Here is a 15,561-nt window from a genome sequence, read left to right on the forward strand (position 1 = left end):
ACAAAATCCTTAAAAAGAATAAAAGAAAACTCCATGGTTGTCAACAAAGAAAAGCCGATCCTTTTGTAAAGGATCAGCTCTCATCATTCACTTGCCATTAAAAATTCTCATTCACAAACTGTACAACTTCTTCAGCGGTATCCATATTTAAAATGGTATCTATATGTTTTGCAGCTTCTGTTTTAGAAAGTTTGGAAAGCTGGCTTCTGGCTGGAAGCACAGATGTTGCGCTCATTGAAAATTCATCGAGTCCAAGCCCGAGCAAAATCGGAATAGCGATTGGGTCTCCTGCCATCTCTCCACACATGCCAACCCATTTTCCTTCTTTATGGGCAGCATTAATCACCATTTGAACCAAACGGAGAATTGCCGGATTATATGGCTGGTACAGATAAGAGACTCTCTCGTTCATTCGGTCTGCTGCCATCGTATACTGAATAAGATCATTCGTTCCGATGGAGAAGAAATCTACTTCCTTGGCAAAGCGGTCGGAAAGAACCGCGGTTGATGGAATCTCAACCATAATTCCGAGCTCAATGTTTTCTGAAACATCAACATTTGCTTTTGCCAATTTTTCTTTTTCCTCAAGCAGCACATTCTTGGCCGCACGGAACTCCACCAGGGTTGCGATCATTGGGAACATGATCTTCAAATTGCCGTGTACACTTGCACGAAGCAGTGCTCTCAGCTGTGTTCTGAAGATGTCCTGCTGCTCCAGACAAAGTCGAATGGCACGGAAACCAAGGAATGGGTTCATTTCTTTTGGAAGGTCCAAATAAGGCAGTTCTTTATCGCCGCCGATATCCAGCGTACGTATTACAACCGGTTTGCCTTCCATTTTTTCAAGAACCTCTTTATACGCCTTAAACTGCTCTTCCTCGGTTGGAAGCTGGTCGCGGCCCATATAAAGGAACTCTGTTCGGTAAAGCCCAACACCTTCAGCGCCGTTTTCAAGGACACCTTGAACATCCTGAGGCGTACCAATGTTGGCTGCGAGTTCTACATGCTGGCTGTCAGACGTCGTCGTCTGCTCGTTAACAAGCTTCGCCCACTCTGCTTTTTGTTCTTTATATTGATCTTGTTTCTTCCTATAAAGAACAAGTTCTTCTTCTGTCGGGTCAACGATCACTTCACCGTCAATCCCGTCAATAACAAGAATCGTACCGTTTTGAATTTTCCCGGTCACCACTTTGGTTCCAACGACTGCAGGAATCTCCATGGAACGGGACATGATGGCAGAATGTGAAGTTCTTCCGCCGATATCCGTAGCAAAACCAAGAACGAACTGGCGGTTAAGCTGGGCGGTATCAGATGGAGTTAAATCTTCCGCAATAATAATAACTTCTTCAGCAATGCTTGCAGGGGATGAGAATTGAACTCCGAGCAAATGAGCAAGAACACGTTTAGAAACATCGCGGATATCTGCGGCGCGCTCTTTCATATATTCATTGTCCATTTGTTCAAACATATTGATGAACATGCCAGAGATTTCATCCATGGCACTTTCCGCATTTACATTTTCGCCTTCAATTTTCGTTTTTACTGCATCAATTAGCTCTGGATCTTCAAGAACAAGAAGATGGGCAGCAAAAATTGCTGCCTTATCTTCTCCTAAATCTCTCAGTGCATTTTCTTTAATAATCTGAAGCTCGCCTTTCGCCTTTTCGACTGCGGCGGAAAAACGGTTAATCTCGGAAGCGGTATCTTCCACCCGCTTCTTCTCGATTGTTAATTCAGGGTTCTCAAGGATGAATGCTTTGGCAATCGCTATGCCGGCTGATGCAGCAATACCTGAAATTTTTTCAGACATTACTCACCAAGCCCTTCCTTTTTCATTACATCTTCAATTGCTTTCAATGCATCGTCTGCATCGTTACCTTCAGCTTTGATTGTGATCTCAGAACCGCTTTGGATTCCAAGGCTCATAACACCCATGATGGATTTAAGATTAACATTTTTACCGTTGTAGCCAAGAGTGATATCTGAGCTGAATTGTCCTGCCTGGTTCACAAGAACAGTTGCCGGACGTGCGTGAATTCCTGAGTCGCTAGTTACTTTAAATGTTTTTTCTGCCATGATTGAAAAACTCCTTTGTTATGTTTTTTAGTGGATTGCAATGATATTTTCTTCACCTTTTGACACATTTCCTGTTTTCTCAAGGTGAATGCTTTCTCCTTCAGCAAGGTTGGTGAACACGATTGGTGTTATCACTGATGGAGCGTTTCCTTTTACAAAATCAAGATTAACTTTCATTAATTCTTGCCCTTGCTCTATGATGTCACCCTCATTCACAAACAATTCGAAACCTTCACCTTTAAGTTTGACCGTGTCGATTCCAAAATGGACCAGAATTTCACGGCCGCCATCAGACTCAATTCCAATCGCGTGCTTTGTCGGGAATACGTTGATGATCTTACCATTTACTGGTGATACTACTGTCCCATCCGAAGGTTCCACAGCAAATCCATCACCCATCATTTTACCAGAAAACACTTGGTCAGGCACTTCTGTTATAGGCATGATTTTCCCTTCCAGCGGTGAAACGAAACGTTCAGCTACAGCTGGAGCAGGTACTTCCATCTCCTGTTTTTCGGTTAATGGTTCTTTCGGTGCTGCAACTACTTTACCGTCCATAATATCTTTGATTTCACTCTTAATCGTATCTGAACGTGTTCCGAAAATGGCCTGAATGTTGTTGCCCATCTCCAGTACACCGGATGCTCCGAGCTTTTTCAAACGATCTTTATCGACATTTTTCGCATCATTAACCGCAACACGCAGACGAGTGATACAAGCATCAAGGTCACGAATGTTTCCTTTTCCGCCCAGTCCCTCAAGTATGTTCGCTGCCAATGAGCCTTCGTTGCTGGCACTCACGTTTGTTTCTACTTCATCATCCACGAGTTCGCGTCCTGGAGTCTTAAGATCCCATTTTCTGATCGCAAAGCGGAAACCGAAGTAATAAATGACCGCAAGAACCAAACCTACCGGGATAACAAGCCACCATGCAGTGCGCCCCGGCAAAACGCCGAATAACAGATAATCGATAACTCCACCTGAGAAGGTCATACCGATTTTAACATTTAACAGCTGCATTGTCATAAAAGACAACCCGGCAAAAATGGCATGAATTCCGAAAAGTACAGGAGCTACAAACAAGAATGTGAATTCAATTGGTTCAGTAATCCCTGTAAGGAATGAAGTCAAGGCAGCAGAGGCCATTATTCCCGCAACAACTTTTTTGTTTTCCGGACGTGCTTCATGGTACATGGCAAGTGCTGCTGCCGGGAGACCGAACATCATGAACGGGAATTTACCTGTCATGAATGTACCGGCCGTTAGCGGTGCACCATCTTTAATTTGAGCAAAAAAGATTTTTTGGTCTCCGCGGATGATGTCACCGGCCTTGTCCGTATACTGTCCAAACTCAAACCAAAACGGAGAGTAAAAAATGTGATGAAGTCCGAAAGGGATTAATGAACGTTCAATCACACCGAAGACAAATGCTGCAAGGGTACGGTTGGAATCAAGCATAAAATGCGAGAATGAGTTTAGCCCTTGCTGTGCGTATGGCCAAACACCAATCATGATGATCCCCAAAACCAAAGATGAAACCGCTGTTATAATCGGCACAAACCGTTTACCAGCAAAGAATCCTAAGTATGGAGGCAACTCGATTTTGTAAAACCGCTTATATAGATATGAAGCAAGAATACCTATGATAATACCGCCAAAAACACCAGTTTGCAACGTAGGAATTCCAAGCACACTGGCAAACTCCGGATTGTCCTTAATCATATCCGGCGTAATGCCCTTTAACGTTCCCATCGTCACGTTCATGATCAAGTATCCAATGATGGCAGCAAGTCCTGCTACCCCTTCTCCGCCGGCCAGTCCGACGGCAACCCCTACTGCAAACAGCAAGGACAGGTTTGAGAAAACGATGTTACCCGAGTTCTCCATAACGCTTGAAACAAGCTGAAACCAGTCTGCTTTTAATGCAGGTATTTTTTCAAGTAATGCAGGGTTTTTGAACGCGTTACCAAATGCCAAGAGTAAACCTGCCGCAGGCAAAATTGCGACTGGAAGCATCAAAGCTTTACCTACCCGTTGAAGCACCCCGAAAATTTGTTTCCACATGGGAATGTTCCTCCTTTTATTTTTAAATAGATTTGTACCGGAAGTTGAATCAATATAAAAAGGCATGAGCGAATCAAAAAAGCGCATACAAAAGCCAATCAGATATAGATTATCCGAATTAAGCTCTTACTACACTTTTTTCTTCACTCATGCCTGATCGAATCAGTAACACGTAAAGCAAAAGTACATTTATTAAGTTTAAGTAAGCCTTTGCAAATGCATCGTCAGATACACGGCTTCCGCTTCCGGAATGGGCTTATTCAACGTATTCTGCATTACCTTAATTAACTTCCAAGCAAGATTGTAGCACAAAGGATATTCTTCTTTCAAGACCTTTGCTAATTTTTCTTGTTTGTCCACTTTTTCACCGGCTTCCACACGCTCGATTGTATGCCGCAAATGCCTGACAAGCCTCAAGTAATTAATGCTTTTCCGGTCCAGCTTAATTTCAAGCGACTCCTCGATCAATTCCGCCAGCTTGTTGATCAGACGTGAATGCTGATTGATGTCACTTAAACTTCTATTGGTCACTGCGCTGTGGATATGAAGGGCAACAAAGCCAATCTCGCCATCGGGCAAATGAATGCCGAGCGCCTGATTGATTTCCTCGATTACTTCTTCGGCTACGGTATATTCCTTTGGATAAAGAGTCTGAGTTTCCACCAGAAACGGATTCCGAATATCCATGCCTTGTTCAAGACGCTTAACGGCAAAAGCCATGTGGTCGGTTAACGCGACATGAATATGTTCATTCAATTTGGTTTGCATCCGCTTCTCAATGTGGGTGATCACATCATTAAGAAGTTCGATAAACGACTCCTCAAGGGAACGGACAAGAGACACATACTGCTGTTGCTCTTTTTCGCTGGTCAAAATATAGAGTTTGTCAACGTCATCAGCCTCTATAACGTCACCTTTCACCTTTCCAAACCCGATACCTTTTCCAATCAGGATTAATTCCCTGCTTGATGCATCTTTGGCGACCACTGCATTATTGTTGAGTGTTTTATTAATGTGAAAGGGTGTATTCATCCTGTTTCCATTCCTTTCGAGCAGTAAGCCTGAAATTTCGCAATGTCTACATAATAGCCCAAATCATTATGTTTAGCAATTAACAAAATCAGACATCGACTCAAAAAAGAAAAACGGCTTTCAGCGAAAGCCGTTTTCTGACTAAATTTCTAGTTCTCCAAGCCTCAATAATTCTACAACGGCTTGAGAGCGCCCTTTCACCCCAAGCTTTTGCATAGTGTTGGAAATGTGGTTTCGAACGGTCTTCTCGCTGATAAAAAGCTGTTCTGCGATTTCTTTGGTTGTCTTGTCTTGGACCAATAATTCAAAAACTTCTCTTTCTCGTTTTGTAAGTAGAGGCTTCGGTCGGTAGTGTTTCTCCTTCAATGATTTCACCCCTCCTTGCTAGGGTTTAAAGAACTGCCAATGCACATTTGCAAATTGGAAGTATTTAGTCAACATATACTATGTCAGAAGGTTTTTAGGAGTGACTTGGTTCATTGAAAAAGTATTTAGATTTCAATTGATCTTCCCGTAATATGCGCCTTTTTAAAATGGGTATAAAAAAAACCCCTTCAATGACGAAGGGGTTTTGCTTTATACTCGGTCGCTTCCAAAAAAGTTTTTGAAAGCCTGGAATGTAGTGGAACGGTTCAAAGAGGCAATCGAAGTTGTCAATGGGATACCCTTTGGACAAGACTGCACGCAGTTTTGAGAGTTACCGCAAGATGCAAGACCACCGTCTTCCATCAACGCGTTCAAACGCTCTTCCTTGTTCATCGCTCCTGTTGGATGCGCATTGAACAATCGAACCTGAGACAAAGGCGCAGGGCCGATGAAATCAGATTTGCTGTTTACGTTCGGACATGCTTCAAGGCAAACACCGCATGTCATGCACTTGGAAAGTTCATACGCCCATTGGCGTTTTGTTTCCGGCATTCGGGGTCCGGGGCCTAAATCATAGGTGCCATCGATTGGAATCCACGCTTTTACCCGCTTAAGGGCATCGAACATACGGCTTCGGTCGACTGCTAGGTCACGTACGACCGGAAATGTTTTCATAGGGGCCAGACGAATCGGCTGTTCAAGCTTGTCAACGAGAGCCGTACACGCTTGGCGCGGCTTCCCGTTAATGACCATGGAACATGCTCCGCATACTTCTTCAAGGCAGTTCATTTCCCATGTTACAGGAGTAGTCGCTTCGCCTTTAGCGTTCACAGGGCTTCTGCGGATCTCCATCAGTGCGGAAATGACATTCATGTTCGCACGGTAATCAAGTTCGAATTCTTCTTCGTACGGGGCCGTTTCAGGAGTGTCTTGTCTCATGATGAGAAACTTAACTGTCTTATCACTCATGATTTATTTCGCCTCCGCTTTCTTTTTAGAATAGTCACGCTTACGCGGCTTGATGTATTGAATGTCCACTTCTTCATAAGAGAAATCTGGACCATTAGTGGCAGGGTTAAAGGCTGCTCTTGTGGTTTTCAACCATTCATCATCATTACGCTCCGGGAAGTCCGGCTTATAGTGCGCTCCGCGGCTTTCATCACGGTTAAGGGCACCAAGCGTAATGACTCTTCCCAGCTGAAGCATATGCCACAGCTGGCGTGTAAAGGATCCACCCTGGTTGCTCCACTTAGCTGTATCGTTAATGTTGATCTTTTTATATCTCTCCATCAATTCCTGAATTTTCTCATCAGTTTGCTGAAGCTTGTCATTATAGCGAACGACTGTAACGTTATCCGTCATCCATTCTCCAAGTTCCTTATGAAGAACGTACGCATTTTCATTACCGTCCATACTAAGAATATTATCGTATTTTTCTTGTTCTTTGCGAACTTGCTGCTCAAATACAGAAGAAGAAACGTCATCCGAGCTTTTTTCAAGGCCGGCTACATACGCAGCAGCAGCAGGGCCAGCCTGCATTCCGCCAAATATCGCAGAAAGAAGAGAATTGGCTCCCAAACGGTTGGCTCCGTGATATTGATACTCACATTCACCAGCAGCAAACAGACCAGGAATGTTGGTCATCTGGTTAAAGTCCACCCACATGCCTCCCATGGAATAGTGGACGGCAGGGAAGATTTTCATTGGAACTTTACGAGGGTCATCCCCCATGAACTTTTCATAGATTTCAATAATTCCGCCAAGCTTGATGTCCAGTTCTTTTGGATCTTTATGTGAAAGGTCAAGATAGACCATGTTTTCGCCGTTAATACCCAACTTTTCATCAACACACACGTGGAAAATTTCACGTGTAGCGATATCACGGGGAACCAGGTTTCCGTATGCAGGATACTTTTCTTCAAGGAAGTACCAAGGCTTACCGTCTTTATAGGTCCAAACACGGCCGCCTTCCCCACGGGCTGATTCACTCATAAGACGAAGCTTGTCATCTCCAGGTATGGCTGTTGGGTGAATCTGAATAAACTCACCGTTTGCATAATCAACACCTTGCTGATATAGAGAAGCTGCTGCTGCACCAGTATTGATGACAGAGTTTGTGGATTTACCGAAGATAATTCCAGGTCCTCCGGTCGCCATGATAACAGCGTCCGCTGAAAAGCTGTGAATCTCCATTGATTTTAAGTTTTGGGAAGTGATACCCCGGCAAACGCCTTCATCATCCACGATCGCGGACAAGAATTCCCAGCCTTCATACTTGGTTACAAGGCCGGCTACTTCGTGGCGTCTTACCTGCTCATCCAACGCATACAAAAGCTGCTGTCCGGTAGTTGCTCCGGCAAATGCAGTGCGGTGATGCTGTGTCCCCCCGAAACGGCGGAAATCAAGCAATCCTTCCGGCGTACGGTTAAACATTACACCCATTCGGTCCATAAGGTGGATAATCCCGGGTGCAGCTTCACACATTGCTTTTACAGGAGTTTGGTTCGCAAGAAAGTCTCCCCCATAGATTGAATCATCAAAATGGACATACGGGGAATCCCCTTCCCCTTTTGTGTTTACAGCACCGTTAATTCCGCCCTGTGCACATACAGAGTGGGAACGTTTTACAGGAACAAGTGAAAACAAGTCAACCTTCATGCCGGCTTCTGCTGCCTTAATGGTAGCCATAAGCCCTGCAAGGCCTCCTCCGACAATAATAATATTTCCTTTACTCAAGATGGTTCACCCCTTCTTAAATGAATGCAAAAATAGTTCGGACACTCACGATCGCAAGCGCAACAAAAACGCCCATCGTCACGTAAGTTGAAATTCTCTGTGATCGAGGCGAAACCGTAAGACCCCAGCTGACAAAAAATGACCATAAACCGTTTGAAAAGTGGAATACGGCGGAAAGTACACCGATTAAGTAAAATGCCACCATAAATGGTGAGCTTAAAATGTCTGCCATCATTTGATAGTTTACTTCTGCTCCAAAGGCTGCTGCAATTCGAGTTTCCCAAACGTGCCAGGAAACGTAGATTAGAGTAATAACTCCAGTTACGCGCTGTAAAAGATACATCCAGTTACGGAAATACCCATAACGGCTTGTGTTGTTCTTTGCCGTAAAAGTAATATAAAGTCCGTAAATCGCATGGAAATAGAGAGGAATAAAAATAACAACCGCTTCCAGAATATAACGGAATGGTAAGTTACCCATAAAATCTGCTGCATTATCAAACGATGCCGCCCCTTTTGTTGCAAAGTAGTTTACAACAAGGTGTTCAAGTAGAAATAATCCTACCGGGATTACACCGAGTAATGAGTGTAGCCTTCTTGTGTTAAAACTTCGACTGCCTGCCATTCAATTTGCCCCTTTCTAAATTACCTCTGTCTTTTTTGAAACCCCTGGTTTCTCTCCGTCCCTTTTGAAAGCTATTCCTCAGCGCTTGAAGTAAAAAGATGACTGTTAATGCGTTAACCTAATAACATGTATCATTTTACTCCCATCGTTTGACACCGTCAAGAAAACGTTAACATAAAAATTTCAAAAAAGTCTTGATTTTAAAGGGTTTTTTCCACATCATCGCTCACGGAAAATTCGACAAATATGTGACTTTTTATAGAGTTCTCGTATTATTCAGGCTATAATGGAAAACGTAGAAAGCGGGGAGATCAAAATGGAACAACATGAGGACATCCGGCAAAAAGAGGAAGAAACGGCCAAAGAACCCCCACATGCTGGAGGTGTTCCGGTTTTCGGCTATGAACTTCTGAAAAACATTCTGCTGCCGGAATTGCTTGGAAAAGAAGAACGCAACATCCTGTACTGGGCCGGGCGCAGTCTGGCAAGGAAATTTCCTTTAAGCTCAACAGAAGAACTGGTTCATTTTTTTGCGGAAGCGGGCTGGGGAAGTCTGGTTATTGCCGAAATGAACAAGAATGAGATGGTACTGGAGCTTTCTTCTCCACTCATTGACAAACGCTTTGAACTCCAGCAAAACCCTACCTTCGGCCTGGAAGCGGGGTTTATTGCAGAACAGGTGCAAAATCAGCGGAAGTGCATCTCGGAAACCCATGAAACAGTAAAGCGTAAAAATAAAATCCAATTTACTGTACAGTGGGACCGAAAAGATGAAACAACCACAGAAAAATTAGCTTAAGGCCACACTCCGAAACCGGCATGCCGGTTTTTTTTATTGCTCTCACCATTGACAATTTGCCCGCCTGACCCTTAATGTTAACTTGTAAAATAATAAGGTTGACAATCGGGAGGGATTTTATGAATTGGACCCAGCTTGGAGAAGAGGTAATCAAAGGAAAAGTGCTTACCCTGGAGGAGGCGTTAAAAATACTGGAATCTCCGGATGACGAACTGCTTCCCCTTCTTCATGGTGCATTTATCATAAGAAAGCATTACTATGGCAAAAAGGTGAAATTGAATAAAATCATCAATACAAAATCCGGCATGTGCCCCGAAGACTGCGGATATTGTTCGCAATCTTCCGTTTCATCAGCTCCTATCGAAAAATACACGATGATGGACAAGAAAACCATTGTGGCCGGAGCAGAAAAAGCTTATCGGCAAAATGTCAGAACCTATTGTATTGTGGCAAGCGGGCGGGGACCCCTTCAGAGGGATTTGGCGACCGTCATTGAAGCAGTAAAAGAGATTAAATCCTCGTATAATTTGAAAATATGCGCCTGTCTGGGCATTGTCAGCGAAACTCAGGCACAGCAGCTTAAAGAGGCGGGCGTAGAACGGTACAACCATAACATCAACACAGCGGAAGGCCATCACAGTGCCATCACAACCACTCATACATATGCAGACAGAGTCTCCACCCTCGGTAAAATAAAAGAAGCCGGCCTTTCGCCTTGTTCAGGTGTTATTATCGGCATGGGAGAAAGCAACAAGGATATTATTGCTATGGCGAGGGCTCTCCGGGAGATTGATGCAGATTCAATTCCTGTCAATTTTCTTCATGCCATACCGGGAACTCCCCTTGAAAATATGGACAGCCTGAACCCGCGATTTTGTTTAAAAGTCCTGGCTCTCTTCCGCTACCTGAATCCCTCGAAGGAAATCAGAATATCAGGCGGCAGGGAAATAAACCTTCGCAGCCTGCAGCCGCTTGGTCTTTATGCAGCAAACTCAATCTTTGTCGGGGATTACCTGACGACCGGTGGACAAGAAACCACTGCTGATCATCAAATCCTCGAGGACCTTGGATTTGAAATCGACTTTTTGAACGAGAAGGCCTTCGCATAAAAAAGAAAACGTCCGGGCAAAATCGCCCGGACTTTTATTATGCTTGCTGAGCTGGCACTCTGGCATCCAGTTCAAAGACATCATGAAGTGTTTCAATCGCTTTAATCATGTCCTGCTGTCCAACTACAGTAGATACTTTGATCTCTGAAGTGCTTACCATTTTAATCATAATATCCTGATCAGATAAGGTCTTAAACATTTGCGCAGCGACACCAGGGTTGGAGATCATCCCTGAGCCGACAATGGAAACCTTGGCCAATCCATCTTCGTGCAGAATTTGGCCGTAACCTAACTGTACTTTGTTCTGTTCCAAAAGCTTGACCGTATCATCAAAAATGGAACTGTCAATTGAAAATGAAATGTTGGTCTTTTCCTGCTTGTTTACACTTTGTATAATAATATCTACATTTATATTATTGTCCGCGAGCAAAGAGAATACAGACGAAAGTGTATTCAGCCCGTTCGGGAGATCCTCAATTGTAATTTTGGTCACATTGCCTTCAAAAGCCAATCCTCTTACCACTAAATTATTTTCCATTTCTGCTTCCTCCTCAACGATTGTTCCACGTTCCTGTTCCATGCTTGAACGTACTTCTAGCTTTACTCCATAGTTCTTGGCAAACTCAACCGCTCTTGGATGCAGGACACCTGCCCCCAAATTGGCGAGTTCAAGCATTTCATCATAAGAAATGGCAGACAGTTTACGAGCATGCTTCACAACCCGGGGATCGGTGGTAAACACACCGGTCACGTCGGTATAAATTTCGCATTTATCCGCCCTTAATGCCGCAGCTAAAGCAACAGCTGTTGTGTCCGAACCGCCCCGGCCAAGAGTCGAAATGTTGTGGGAGGCTGTCCATCCCTGAAATCCGGCAACTACTGCTATTTTCCCTTTATTTAAAAGCGTTCTCAGCCTATTTGTATCAATGTCTAATATCCTCGCATTACCGTGGAGGCTTTCTGTTTGAATACCTGCCTGCCAGCCGGTAAGGGATTCCGCCGGATAACCCGCCTCCTCAAGAGCCATAGCCAATAAGGATATGGTAATTTGTTCACCTGTTGTAAGCAGCATATCCATCTCTCGTTTAGACGGTTTGCTTGTGATTTCTCCTGCCAGCTTCACCAGTTCGTCCGTTGTTTTGCCCATGGCAGAAACAACCGCTACGACCTGATTGCCTTCATTGGCCGCCTGAATAATCCGTCTGGCCGCATTTCTGATTCTATCGGGAGTACCTACACTTGTCCCTCCGAATTTTTGAACGATTAATGCCACAATGGTCCATCCTTTCTCATCCTCAATAATGGTTATGCTTATAAAAGACACCCAGATATGGCCAGCCATCGTCGGCTTCCACTTTTTAACAAGCTGTAAAACTGTTTATGAATACATACAAAAAAGCAGCAATAAGGAAAAGACCTTATCGCTGCTTGAATAGGCAACAGTAAGCCAGCATGTTTTCCCCTCATGTGAGATAGTCCTCCACACATCCTCCGGGCAAGGAATGTGTGACAGCTCTGCATTTGTTCAATGCAGGTCCAGCCTTAAGAAAAAGGTAGTTTCCCAAAGCTTCGGCAAAAATCCCCTTTCAGCCACCGTCATAAGAGCTCCTTCTCTTCCGGTTGCTTACTATTGGTTTTTGCTCCTCTACCATCACTTCAAAAACTGAAGTATGGCGCTCTATTAAAATTTGTTTTTAGTTTAGCAAAGTAGATTTTAAAAATCAACCCTTTTTAAGAAGGATCTTTCTGAAGTGCCTGAATGATTTCTTCTGCTACTCCTGAAGGAATGCCTGCTGCCCGAAAGTCCTCGATGGTTGCTTCCTTCATCTTTTTAATCGAACCAAACTTTCTGAGCAGCAGTTTTTTTCTTTTTTCACCGACTCCAGGAATATTATCAAGGCTGGATCGGAACATGCCCTTATCCCTGACCTGGCGGTGAAAGGAGATGGCAAACCGGTGGACCTCATCCTGTATACGCTGCAAAAGATAAAATTCCTGGCTGTTTCTCTGCATCTCCATAATTACCGGCGGGTCCCCCATTAACAGCTGAGAGGTACGGTGCTTTTCATCCTTCGCCAAACCGCCAACCGGTATAAAGAGATTCAATTCGTTTTCAAGAACATCCTGCGCTGCCGCAATCTGCCCTTTTCCACCGTCTATTATAATGAGATCAGGCATCTGACCGTTTTCCTTCAGAATGCGCGAATATCTTCTTCGCACGACCTCTTTCATGGAAGCATAGTCATCAGGACCGGTTACCGTTTTAATCTTGTATTTCCGATACTCTTTTTTGTTTGGTTTGCCATCCTCAAAAACAATCATCGCTGAAACCGGGCTCGTGCCATGAATATTTGAGTTATCGAACGCTTCGATCCTGTATGGTGCAGGGATGTTCAGCTGCTTTCCGAGGTTTTCGACGGCTTTGATGGTTCGGTCTTCATCGCGCTCAATAAGTGCAAACTTTACTTTCAGTGCATTTTGGGCATTTTTTGTGGCAAGGTCAACAAATTCTTTTTTCTGCCGCTGCTTCGGCTGCGAGACCTTTACCTGAAGAAGCTCTTTAATCATCTCCCCATTTACATCATGCGGCAAAATAACTTCCTTGGGGAGGATATGGTTTTTTTGCAGGTAGAACTGGCCGATAAACGTTAAAAAATCCTCGGCGGCTTCTCCATAAAACGGGAAAAGGGAAACATCCCTCTCGATCAGCTTTCCCTGCCTGATGAAGAAAACCTGAACACACATCCAGCCTTTATCGTAATGATAGCCAAACACATCTTTGTCAGCCATATCAGCGGTCATCATTTTTTGCTTCTGCATAACCGCATCGATATGCTGGATCTGGTCCCTGAGTTCCTTTGCACGTTCAAAATTCAGCTCTTCCGAAGCCGCAAGCATTTTTTTCGTTAATTCTTCTCGGACTTCTGGAAAACCGCCATTTAAGAACTTAACGATCTCATCGACCATCTTTTTGTTCTGTTCCTTCGTAATATCATAAACACAAGGGCCAAGACATTGCCCGATGTGATAGTACAGGCACACTTTGTTTGGCATATGGTCACATTTGCGGAGCGGATACAACCGGTCCAGCAGCTTCTTGGTTTCCTGGGCTGCATAGGCATTGACAAAGGGACCAAAATATTTACCCTTATCTTTTTTCACCTTTCGTGTATATAGCAGCCGGGGCTGCTCTTCTGCGGTTATTTTCAGATAGGGATACGTTTTGTCATCTTTCAGCATGACATTGAACTTCGGATCATATTTTTTAATCAGGTTCATTTCAAGAAGGAGAGCTTCAAACTCCGAGGAGGTAATGATGTATTCAAAATCCGCAATATTTGCGACCAGCCGCTGAGTTTTCCCATCATGTGAACCTGAAAAATAGGATCTTACCCGGTTCTTCAGGACTTTCGCTTTACCAACATAGATAACTTTACCAAACTGGTCTTTCATGAGGTAGCATCCTGGCTGATCGGGAAGTACTGCCAGCTTTTCTCTTATAATATCCAACGTGCCTCTCCCCCCTTTTCTATGTAATATCATAGCATGATACCCTTAATTTTGCAGTTTATAAGAACAGATGCTCTCCACCTTCTAAACCAAGAAAAAGGCCAGCCATATAATGGCCAGCCCTTACTTTAGGTTTTTATTTGTGTTTGTTTAGGAGTTCGCCCAATGCTTCTTTCGGCTGGAAGCCTACAACCTGGTCAACGACCTCGCCATTTTTGAAAACGATTAGAGTCGGGATGCTCATTACTCCGTATTTTCCGGCTACTTCCTGGTTTTCGTCAACATCAAGTTTTACTACTTTTAAATCTTCGTTTTCGCTTGCCAGCTCTTCAAGAACGGGCGCGATCATTTTACAAGGTCCGCACCAAGGTGCCCAAAAATCTGCTAGCACTAAGCCTTCACTTGTTTCTTGGCTGAACGTCTGATCTGTTGCATTTACAATTGCCATATTAAAATTGCCTCCTTAATTTCAGCATGTAAACAGAGTATATCATCAATCCTAATTTACATCTATTTGTTTGCTCATGATTTATGCTACCCAAATTACGATAGAATCAAACCCCGCCATTCATCGGCTCCGACGCTTTCAGGTGAGCGCTGCAATTAAACAACTGGCACTCCCAATGCTTCTCTCTATATATCAGGATACTCACCGATGTATTAAAGAGTGAAGCTTCATACTCCGCCGTTTTCATCATATCCCTGATCAGGGTTCCGATAAACGCCCCATGGCTGATGACCATAACTTTTTTACCTGCATGGTTTTCGGTCAGCTCCTGAAGAAATTGATATCCCCTCTTCAGGACCTCTTCCTTTTTTTCAATCCCATGTTCCAGCTTGTTCCAGTTATCTCCCCATCGCTCGATCCGCCCGGCTTCATCCGTTCCTTCGAGGCGCCCGAAATTCATTTCGCGTATCCTTGAATCCGTAGCCAGAGGAACATGAAGGACTTCTGCAATAATCTCTCCCGTTTCACGGGCACGGGAGAGTGAACTGGTCACAATGAAATCCCATTGTTCTCCTTTGAACCGTGCGGCCAATGCATCTGCTTGGCTGCGGCCATCTGAATTAAGGGGAATATCCATGATTCCCTGGATTCTTCCAGCGGCATTCCAATCGGTTTGGCCATGTCTTACAAATGCTACTGTTGTCAATTTGCCCACTCATTTCTTCAGATTTGGACCCATTGTATCATTGATGGGATGGTAAAAACAAAAGGCCGGCAGAGTCCGCCGGCGCTTTGC

Annotated in this window: 14 protein-coding genes and 1 riboswitch; of the genes, 2 read left to right on the plus strand and 12 right to left on the minus strand. The window is 44.1% G+C overall.

The annotated features are described in order from the left end of the window. Positions 1-97: 97 nt before the first annotated feature. The 8 genes from ptsP to QYB97_RS21425 form a co-directional block, all read right to left on the minus strand. Positions 98-1,810, minus strand: a complete 1,713-nt coding sequence (gene ptsP / locus QYB97_RS21390; protein ID WP_301168066.1) for a phosphoenolpyruvate--protein phosphotransferase — start codon at positions 1,808-1,810, stop codon at positions 98-100. Further along, complete coding sequence (locus QYB97_RS21395; protein ID WP_301168067.1) at positions 1,810-2,076, minus strand: phosphocarrier protein HPr; 267 nt, start codon at positions 2,074-2,076, stop codon at positions 1,810-1,812. Before QYB97_RS21395 ends, ptsP begins: the two co-directional genes overlap by 1 nt. 27 nt (positions 2,077-2,103) lie before the next feature. After that, positions 2,104-4,140 carry a glucose-specific PTS transporter subunit IIBC gene (gene ptsG / locus QYB97_RS21400; protein WP_301168068.1) on the minus strand — a complete coding sequence of 679 codons (2,037 nt, stop codon included), beginning with the start codon at positions 4,138-4,140 and terminating at the stop codon, positions 2,104-2,106. 198 nt (positions 4,141-4,338) lie between these two features. Continuing rightward, positions 4,339-5,172 (minus strand): glucose PTS transporter transcription antiterminator GlcT, encoded by an 834-nt coding sequence (gene glcT, locus QYB97_RS21405; RefSeq protein WP_301168069.1) that lies wholly within the window; start codon positions 5,170-5,172, stop codon positions 4,339-4,341. A 141-nt stretch (positions 5,173-5,313) separates the two neighbouring features. Continuing rightward, positions 5,314-5,538 (minus strand): helix-turn-helix domain-containing protein, encoded by a 225-nt coding sequence (locus QYB97_RS21410; RefSeq protein ID WP_007202417.1) that lies wholly within the window; start codon positions 5,536-5,538, stop codon positions 5,314-5,316. 210 nt (positions 5,539-5,748) lie between these two features. Continuing rightward, on the minus strand, positions 5,749-6,507 hold the full coding sequence (sdhB, locus tag QYB97_RS21415) for a succinate dehydrogenase iron-sulfur subunit (RefSeq protein WP_425589835.1): 759 nt from the start codon (positions 6,505-6,507) through the stop codon (positions 5,749-5,751). Between the two features lie 3 nt (positions 6,508-6,510). Continuing rightward, a complete protein-coding gene (gene sdhA / locus QYB97_RS21420) occupies positions 6,511-8,274 on the minus strand; it encodes a succinate dehydrogenase flavoprotein subunit (RefSeq protein WP_301168070.1) in 1,764 nt (587 codons plus the stop codon). Positions 8,275-8,290: 16 nt separating this feature from the next. Next, positions 8,291-8,899, minus strand: coding sequence for a succinate dehydrogenase cytochrome b558 subunit (locus tag QYB97_RS21425; protein WP_061972564.1), 609 nt, complete (start codon positions 8,897-8,899; stop codon positions 8,291-8,293). Between the two features lie 316 nt (positions 8,900-9,215). On the opposite strand from QYB97_RS21425, the gene QYB97_RS21430 reads away from it, so the two are divergent. Next, a complete protein-coding gene (locus QYB97_RS21430) occupies positions 9,216-9,698 on the plus strand; it encodes a YslB family protein (RefSeq protein WP_301168071.1) in 483 nt (160 codons plus the stop codon). 119 nt (positions 9,699-9,817) lie between these two features. Then, positions 9,818-10,807, plus strand: a complete 990-nt coding sequence (gene bioB, locus QYB97_RS21435) for a biotin synthase BioB (RefSeq protein WP_301168072.1) — start codon at positions 9,818-9,820, stop codon at positions 10,805-10,807. 37 nt (positions 10,808-10,844) lie between these two features. On the opposite strand, the gene QYB97_RS21440 is transcribed toward bioB, so the two are convergent. From QYB97_RS21440 to QYB97_RS21455, 4 genes are all read right to left on the minus strand, one after another. Continuing rightward, positions 10,845-12,080, minus strand: a complete 1,236-nt coding sequence (locus QYB97_RS21440) for an aspartate kinase (RefSeq protein ID WP_301168102.1) — start codon at positions 12,078-12,080, stop codon at positions 10,845-10,847. 192 nt (positions 12,081-12,272) lie between these two features. After that, a riboswitch (Lysine riboswitch) is annotated at positions 12,273-12,463 on the minus strand. A 75-nt stretch (positions 12,464-12,538) separates the two neighbouring features. Then, positions 12,539-14,260: an excinuclease ABC subunit UvrC gene (gene uvrC / locus QYB97_RS21445; protein WP_425589836.1), complete on the minus strand. Its 1,722-nt coding sequence runs from the start codon at positions 14,258-14,260 to the stop codon at positions 12,539-12,541. A gap of 193 nt (positions 14,261-14,453) precedes the next feature. Continuing rightward, positions 14,454-14,765, minus strand: coding sequence for a thioredoxin (gene trxA, locus QYB97_RS21450; RefSeq protein WP_061972561.1), 312 nt, complete (start codon positions 14,763-14,765; stop codon positions 14,454-14,456). Between the two features lie 106 nt (positions 14,766-14,871). After that, positions 14,872-15,471, minus strand: a complete 600-nt coding sequence (locus QYB97_RS21455; protein ID WP_301168074.1) for a histidine phosphatase family protein — start codon at positions 15,469-15,471, stop codon at positions 14,872-14,874. Positions 15,472-15,561: the final 90 nt, after the last annotated feature.

Source organism: Fictibacillus fluitans (assembly GCF_030418125.1).
In the GTDB taxonomy this organism is placed as follows: domain Bacteria; phylum Bacillota; class Bacilli; order Bacillales; family Fictibacillaceae; genus Fictibacillus_C; species Fictibacillus_C fluitans.